This is a genomic window from Leucobacter sp. gxy201, assembly GCF_051043335.1.
Classification (GTDB): domain Bacteria; phylum Actinomycetota; class Actinomycetes; order Actinomycetales; family Microbacteriaceae; genus Leucobacter.
In genome coordinates this window covers 1-660 of record NZ_JAMXWS010000019.1, presented here as the reverse complement: position 1 = coordinate 660, position 660 = coordinate 1, and the positions used below count along the sequence as shown (strand labels likewise).

General features: G+C 62.0%; 1 protein-coding gene. It reads right to left on the bottom strand.

Annotated elements, in window-relative coordinates:
* Positions 1–112 precede the first annotated feature (112 nt).
* On the bottom strand, positions 113–660 hold a 548-nt coding region (locus tag NHL51_RS13810; RefSeq protein WP_434144649.1), incomplete at its 5' end, for a transposase.

Genomic DNA, 660 nt, shown 5'->3' with positions numbered 1-660 from the left:
CGTTTCGTGATCCTTCGAGGTTGTGGGGGCTAGTTTTCGTTGTGGTCGTGGATGCTGCTGGGGAGATCGTTCGCGGCAACGTGGTGCAGCCCAGTAGTTCGGGCGTCGGTGCTCATGCTGCGGCCTCGAGCTCGGGGAGATCGTGGTGCTCGATATTCTCGGTGTCTACGAGCGTGAGGCGGCACCTCGCGAGCACGTCAAGACCGAGGTAACGGCGTCCCTCAGCCCATTCGTCGGACTGTTCTGCAAGGACCGCCCCGACGAGCCTGATGATCGCGGCCCGGTTCGGGAAGATCCCAACAACATCAGTGCGACGGCGGATCTCGCGGTTCAGGCGCTCGTTCGGGTCATTCGACCAGATCTGCTGCCACACATCTTTCGGGAACGTGGTAAACGCGAGGATGTCAGCCCGGGCAGCATCGAGGTGATCAAACACCTCAGGGAGCTTGCCCTCGACGTAGTCCAGGAGCCTGTCGAACTGCGCCTCAACACTTGTCCCATCAGGCTGGTCGTACACGGAATGCAGCATCGCTTTCACCGCCGGCCACATGCTCTTCGGGGTCACTGACATGAGATTCGCGGCGTAGTGCGTGCGGCACCGTTGCCACGACGTCCCAGGAAAGTTCGCGCGCATCGCTTCCACGAGGCCAGCGTGCGCGT